At 62.5% G+C, this 2,545-nt stretch carries 3 protein-coding genes and 1 pseudogene; 2 read left to right on the forward strand and 2 right to left on the reverse strand.

Annotated features, from left to right (window positions below; genetic code table 11):
- On the forward strand, window positions 1-299 hold a 299-nt coding region (locus EOA86_RS30280), incomplete at its 5' end, for a GFA family protein (RefSeq protein WP_164892124.1).
- A gap of 45 nt (window positions 300-344) precedes the next feature.
- Here EOA86_RS30280 and EOA86_RS30285 read toward each other — a convergent pair.
- Window positions 345-1,853 (reverse strand): winged helix-turn-helix domain-containing tetratricopeptide repeat protein, encoded by a 1,509-nt coding sequence (locus EOA86_RS30285; RefSeq protein WP_128344985.1) that lies wholly within the window; start codon window positions 1,851-1,853, stop codon window positions 345-347.
- A 205-nt stretch (window positions 1,854-2,058) separates the two neighbouring features.
- Between EOA86_RS30285 and EOA86_RS30290 the strand changes: the two are divergent.
- Window positions 2,059-2,241: pseudogene (locus tag EOA86_RS30290) on the forward strand (DUF1127 domain-containing protein).
- A 28-nt stretch (window positions 2,242-2,269) separates the two neighbouring features.
- Here the strand turns inward: EOA86_RS30290 and EOA86_RS39670 are convergent.
- The coding region (locus EOA86_RS39670; protein ID WP_206630179.1) for a hypothetical protein at window positions 2,270-2,545 on the reverse strand (276 nt) is incomplete at its 5' end.

The following is a 2,545-nucleotide window of genomic DNA, read 5'->3' on the forward strand; positions in this document are numbered from 1 at the left end:
GCCGCAAGCATCATGGGGCCCTTTTCCACGCTTCCGCGGTGTTCCCCCAGGATGTGGTGACGGTCGAAGGCGAGACGCGCGACTACGCCGGGCGGTTTTTCTGTCCCCGCTGCGGCTCTACAATTTTCGGTCGCACCGCAGACGAAATCGAAGTGAACCTGGGATCCCTGGATGCCCCTGACCAACTGATGCCGACCTACGAAAGCTGGATCATCCGTCGCGAGTCCTGGTTGCCGCCGTTTCCGCTCACGAGACGATACGAGCGCGATCGTGACGCCACGAGTCGCTTTGAGGAATAGGTCGCACGAACGGTGCGAAAGCGTTTAGGAGGTCACGCCGGCGCGTCACTCCGGAAGACCGGCCTTGCGGAAGCCATCAACGAAATGCTCGAGCGTCGCGGCATCGCGGAATGGCTCCGTCGTGGCCCAGTGGCGGGTGGTGAAATGCGGGTTGCCGACGAGGAACAGTTCGACCTCTGCGCGCGCCTCGTCGAGCCGGCCCAATTGGGCAAGGCTTGCCGCCAGGAAACGGCGCGAGCTCGTACGATAAGTCTCGTCCCTGCGCAGTGTCTCGACAGCGGCTTCGTATGCGCCGGCCGCATATTGCGCCTGGCCGAGCGCCAGGTAGTACCAACTTGCCGGAAACGGGTTCAGCCGGAATGCCTTGCGAATGTGCTCAAGGCCCTCCTCGACCCGTCCGGCCAGGACCGCGATGTCGGATAATGCCGCCCAGGCATCGGCCTCGTTCGGGTCCAGCTCGATCGCCTTGGCGAATTCCGCATCCGCCTCGGCGAAGCTGCGCTCATAGGCAAGCAGGTAAGCCAAAACCCAGCGGCAGCCGGCATCGTTGGGGTCGATCGCCACGGCTTTGCGCGCCAGTTCCAAAGCAACGCTACGGGATGTTTCGGTTGGTCCGCCGGAATGCACCCATCCCATCCAGTGGTTCATGGCAAGCCAGCGATAGGCCTCGGCATATTCCGGATCGAGCGAAACCGCGCGGGTGAGCATCAGATGCGCTTCGCGCGCCGTCTGCGGCGAATCATCCATCAGCTTGCGCGCCCGCACGCAGAGATCGTAAGCCTCGAGATTTTTGGGCCGGTTGCGCGGCGGCGGTGCGCGCAGCCTGCCGAGCAACGCCTCCACGATCTTGCCGGTGACCTCGTCCTGAACGGCAAAGATATCTTCCAGGCTGCGATCGAAGCGTTCCGCCCATAGATGGTCGCCACTCACCGCGTCGACCAGCTGTGCGTTGATGCGCACGCGCCCCGCGGCGCGTCTTGCGCTCCCCTCCAGCAGATAGCGCACGCCAAGGTCCTCAGCGATCTCGCGCACGGCCATCGCCTTTCCTTTGTAGGCAAAGGCCGAGTTGCGTGCGATGACGAACAGGCCGGAGATCCTGGACAGGTCGGTGATCAGATCTTCGGTCAACCCATCCGCGAAGGATTCCTGCTCGGGATCGTTGCTGAGATTGACGAAGGGCAGCACGGCTATCGATGGTTTATCGGGCAGTGGCAAAGGCTTTCGCTTCGCGCCACCGAGCTGTTCGACGGCCCCAGTGAAGCGGTAGCCGACGCGCGGAACCGTGGCGATCCATTCGCCGCCGTCCGCGGCCGGACCAAGCAGCTTGCGCAGCTGCGCGATCTGGACGGTGAGATTGCCTTCCTCGACGGCGGTGCCCGGCCACGCCGCGTCCATCAACTCGGCCTTCTCAAGGATTTCGCCGGGCCGTCCAACGAGCGCCGCAAGTAGCTTTAGCCCGCGGTAGCCAACGGCAACGGGAACATCGTTGCGAAGCAGCGTTCCCGCACCGGAATCAAGCACGAACGGACCAAAGGCAAAGCGCGATCCCTGCATGCGGCGCATTTATAGCCCGTTTGGAAGTTTTGAGAACTATTTGGGAGAGCTTAATTACGACGCTGTTCGTATCCTGCAGAATTCAGCCTCTTTCAGGTCGAGGGTCCCCGGACCTTCAAACCATATGGAGGTTGCTATGAACGATACTCTTGCATCGGTCCGGCATCAGGCGGCGCGGCCGGGAACGCCCGTGGAGCCAGCGGAAATGTCGCGTCGGCACTACAGCCTGGCGACCCTGCGAAGCATTGTCGCGGCCTGGGACGAGCGGAAGCGCTTTCGCTGGGAACTTGAGTAAATGTCGAAGGACAATCCTCATTTGATCGACGATATCGGTCTGACGAGACGGCAGGTCGAGGCAGAGATCGCCAAGCCCTTCTGGCGGCGATAATCCTCGTCGCCGCAAGGTCGCGATACCGTCATCCTCGTCCTTGGTGCGCCAAAAGCATCTCAGAACAGTACTCGCCCAGGCCGGTCGCCGCGCGGACGGCCCGAGCATGAGAAGACCGGCCGACGCTCTTCGGCAACGTCGGGAACTCGCGCCGCTCGTCTGAGTTGAACTCCGGTTCTAGACAGCAAAACGGAATCTCGACATGAGCCCGCCCGCCCAACGACGAATGCGTCTCTCCGGTGGAACTGAGCTTGCCTACGTCACTGCGGGCGATCCATCCAACCCCGCTTTGCTCCTCCTGCAC

It is taken from the genome of Mesorhizobium sp. M5C.F.Ca.IN.020.32.2.1 (genome assembly GCF_004023105.1).
Classification (GTDB): domain Bacteria; phylum Pseudomonadota; class Alphaproteobacteria; order Rhizobiales; family Rhizobiaceae; genus Mesorhizobium; species Mesorhizobium wenxiniae.